This is a genomic window from Lutibacter sp. (genome assembly GCF_040883305.1).
Classification (GTDB): Bacteria; Bacteroidota; Bacteroidia; order Flavobacteriales; family Flavobacteriaceae; genus Lutibacter.
The window spans coordinates 1-3,727 of the sequence record NZ_JBFLKT010000349.1 but is presented as its reverse complement, the minus strand read 5'-3'; the positions used below and the strand labels follow the sequence as shown (position 1 = coordinate 3,727).

Sequence of the window (3,727 nt, the reverse complement as noted above, 5' to 3'; positions counted from 1 at the left end):
TCACAATAATGGTTTTGAAGTAGTTTACTACACTATTTGCTACGAAATTGAAAAGAACGATAAAAAATATCCACTTTTTCTATTAATTGCTAAAAAAGTATAGAATTTTAACTAAATAAATTTCGTCAATTCGAGTGAATTTCAGCCTTTTTATGCTTAAACTTTGTATTGAGAATAGAGTTTTATTTTACTTCTAATACCAGTTCATCATAAGCTAAAAACACGTTTTCTGGTAATATTTCTTCAACTTCTGAATGAAAACCTAAATGATGACTAATATGCGTAAAATAAGTTTTTTTAGGTTTTAATTCTTCTATTAATGCTAAACCTTCCTCTAAATTTAAATGTGAATGATGTGGTTTATGACGAATTGCATTTATAATTAAAACCTCCAAATTTTTTAGTTTTTCTTTTTCAACAGCATCAATCGATTTCACATCTGTTAAATAAGCAATATCATTAAATCGATATCCAAATATCTTCAATTTTCCGTGGTTTACTTCTACAGGAATTACTTTCAAATTACCTAATAAAAAAGGATTATTTTCAACTACATTTTGTTGCACACTTGGAGCGCCAGGATATTTATCTTCATCAATAAATATATAATCAAATCGCCTTGTCAAATTAACTAAAACTCGTTGTTGTGCATAAATCGGAACGCTGCCTAATTGAAAGCTATACGGACGCAAATCATCTAAACCAGCTGTATGATCTGAATGTTCATGCGTAAATAAAACGCCGTTAATTGCATTCACATTTGCCCGCAACATCTGGTATCTAAAATCTGGACCGCAATCTACCACATACGCAAAGTTATCCCATTCAACTAAAATTGAAACACGTAAACGTTTATCTCTTTCATCAGTTGACAAACAAACGGGGTGTTTTGAGTTGATAACAGGAATTCCTTGTGATGTACCAGTGCCTAAAAAAGTAATTTTCAAACTAGAAATTTTTGTAAAAATACAAGTATTCCATCATAATTTATAATTTTAAACAAAATAATAAATTGCTTTTTTTGTTATAAAAAATGTTTTTCACCCTATACTTTTGTAATAATTATTACACAATCTACAATATATCCATAGATTATTACAGATTAACTAATAAATGTGATTTTTATCAACCTTTATAGATAATATATTATTTATATTTACAAAGTACTATCGCAATAAGAAATAGTTATAATGAAAAATAAAAAATCAACCCTTTCTTTATATCGAATTTTTCGTATTTATGTAGTTTCGGTTGAATTTATTTTTTTTAAATCCAATTATCCATTAAAAACTAGCTCTTTTGCTGGTTTTCTTTTTTTTAAATTCCCTCAATATTCTATCCAAATTAACAATAGAAATAGTTTAAATATTTTTAATTCACTTTTTAATACATAAATAAATGAAAATAGGCATACTAAAAGAAACTCAAAAAGGCGAAAGACGTGTCTGTATTTCTCCAATCATTGCAAAACAGCTTATAGAAAAAGGCTTTGAAGTTTTGGTTGAAGAAGATGCAGGAGTTAATTCTTCTTTTAAAAATTCTGATTATGAAAAAATTGGAGCTACCGTAGAAATTAGAGGTGTGGTTTTTAAAGAAGCAAACGTGCTTGTAAAAATCAATCCTTTTGATGAAGAAGATTTAAAATTAATTGATAGTTCTCATATTCTAATGAGTCAATTATTCCATAAATCGCACCCAGAATTAATTAAAGCAATTGCTGAAAAAGGAGCTACTGCTTTTTCTATGGATGCAATGCCTCGTATATCAAGAGCTCAAGATATGGATGTATTGAGTTCTCAAAGTAATTTAGCGGGCTATAAAGCTGTTATTTTAGGAGCATATGAAATGACAAAAATATTTCCATTAATGATGACTGCTGCTGGAACAATTACTCCCTCAAGAGTATTAGTTTATGGTGTTGGAGTTGCTGGTTTACAAGCAATTGCAACTGCAAAAAGATTAGGTGCTGTTGTAGAAGCAACTGATATTAGAATGGAAACAAAGGAGCAAACAGAGTCTCTTGGTGCTAAATTTATTTCAGTAGATAATACTGGTGAAGAAAAGGCAGAAGGAGGATACGCAAAAGCTGCTTCCGAAGATTATGCTCGTAGACAAAAAGAAGCTGTTAATAAATCATTATTTCAAGCAGATTTAGTAATTACAACCGCAATGGTTCCAGGAAGAAAATCTCCTATTTTAATTACTGAAGATCAAATAAAACAAATGAAAAATGGTGCTGTTATTATCGATTTAGCAGCCGCACAGGGAGGAAATGTTGAATTAAGTAAGTTAAATAAAACCGTAATTAAGCACGGAGTAAAAATAATTGGAACTACAATTTCTCCTGAAAGTGTTTCAACAAACGCAAGTGATTTGTATGGTAAAAACATGCTTAACTTTTTAAAGCACCTCACAAAAGATAATGAGTTTATTTGGGATTTAGAAGAAGAAATTACAGATGAAACATTAATAGTACACAACGGTAAAATAAGAAAAAACGGAAAAACTGAATAACTATGACTGAATTTATAGATTTTATTAGCAATAATCTCCAAATGATATATATCGTAATTCTTATGATATTTGTTGGAGTTGAAATAATAGGCCATGTTCCTGCTGTATTGCATACACCCTTAATGTCTGGTGCAAATGCCATACACGGTGTTGTAATTATTGGTGCAATATTGGTAATGTTAGGTGCTGAACCTAATAATATTTTGGCATTATCACTTGGTTTTGTAGCAGTATTACTTGGAACTTTAAACGTAGTTGGTGGATTTGTTGTTACCGACCGCATGTTAGAAATGTTTAAAAAGAAAAAATAATGGAATATATATTTAGTCTAGAGTTTATTTATTTAATAGCATCAGTAACTTATATATTAGGTTTAAAAATGCTTGGGCATCCAGAAACTGCAAGAAAAGGAAATTTAATTGCCGCAGCTGGTATGACATTGGCTATTATTGGTACAATCTTTTTACACCAAGGTGAAGTAGCTTCTATTATTTACATTTTAATTGGAATAGCAATATTAATTGGAACCATAATTGGTTGGATGGTTGCTAAAAAAGTTGGAATGACAAAAATGCCAGAATTAGTTTCCCTTTTTAATGGAATGGGTGGGGCAAGTGCCGCATTAATCGGATTGATAGAATTTAATCATTACATTGGAGATCAATTATCAATTTTAACCATAATTGCAGGAATGATAATCGGAAGTATTTCATTTTCTGGAAGCATGATTGCTTGGGCAAAATTAAATGGTACTATGAACAAACCAATCAGATTACCAAAATACAACATCTTAAATAATGTCTTTTTAATTGGAATTCTGGGTTTCGGTGCATTTATGGTATTTAGTGGCTCTGATAGTTCATTATTTTTATACTTACTTTTCTTTGCCGCTTTAGCATATGGAATTTTATTTGTTTTGCCAATTGGTGGTGCAGATATGCCCGTTGTTATTTCATTATTAAATTCATTTACAGGTTTAGCCGCTGCATTTGGTGGTTTCTTGTATGGAAATATGGTAATGCTAACTGGTGGTATTTTGGTAGGTTCTGCAGGTACAATTTTAACACTTGCAATGTGTAAAGCAATGAACAGACCTTTATCAAATGTGATTTTTGGAGCTTTTGGAGAAGGAAGTTCTGCTGCAGCTAGTACTGGAGGAAAAATTGGAGGACACGTAAAAGAAGCTTCTGCAAGTGATGTTGCCATATTAATG

At 30.6% G+C, this 3,727-nt stretch carries 4 protein-coding genes; 3 read left to right on the top strand and 1 reads right to left on the bottom strand.

Features of this window, described 5'->3' with window-relative positions; all coding sequences use genetic code 11:
• Window positions 1-182 precede the first annotated feature (182 nt).
• Complete coding sequence (locus AB1Z17_RS11225; RefSeq protein ID WP_368051884.1) at window positions 183-947, bottom strand: MBL fold metallo-hydrolase; 765 nt, start codon at window positions 945-947, stop codon at window positions 183-185.
• Between the two features lie 451 nt (window positions 948-1,398).
• Between AB1Z17_RS11225 and AB1Z17_RS11220 the strand changes: the two genes are divergently transcribed.
• The 3 genes from AB1Z17_RS11220 to AB1Z17_RS11210 all read left to right on the top strand — a co-directional run.
• Window positions 1,399-2,514, top strand: a complete 1,116-nt coding sequence (locus AB1Z17_RS11220) for a Re/Si-specific NAD(P)(+) transhydrogenase subunit alpha (protein ID WP_368051883.1) — start codon at window positions 1,399-1,401, stop codon at window positions 2,512-2,514.
• Between the two features lie 41 nt (window positions 2,515-2,555).
• Complete coding sequence (locus tag AB1Z17_RS11215) at window positions 2,556-2,825, top strand: NAD(P) transhydrogenase subunit alpha (protein WP_368051885.1); 270 nt, start codon at window positions 2,556-2,558, stop codon at window positions 2,823-2,825.
• The coding region (locus AB1Z17_RS11210) for an NAD(P)(+) transhydrogenase (Re/Si-specific) subunit beta (protein ID WP_368051882.1) at window positions 2,825-3,727 on the top strand (903 nt) is incomplete at its 3' end. The genes AB1Z17_RS11215 and AB1Z17_RS11210, both read left to right, overlap by 1 nt.

Excerpts from the sequence above, each read along its gene's own strand:
- AB1Z17_RS11220 (WP_368051883.1), top strand. The coding sequence starts at position 1,399 with ATGAAAATAGGCATACTAAAAGAAACTCAAAAAGGCGAAAGACGTGTC.
- AB1Z17_RS11215 (WP_368051885.1), top strand. The coding sequence starts at position 2,556 with ATGATATATATCGTAATTCTTATGATATTTGTTGGAGTTGAAATAATA.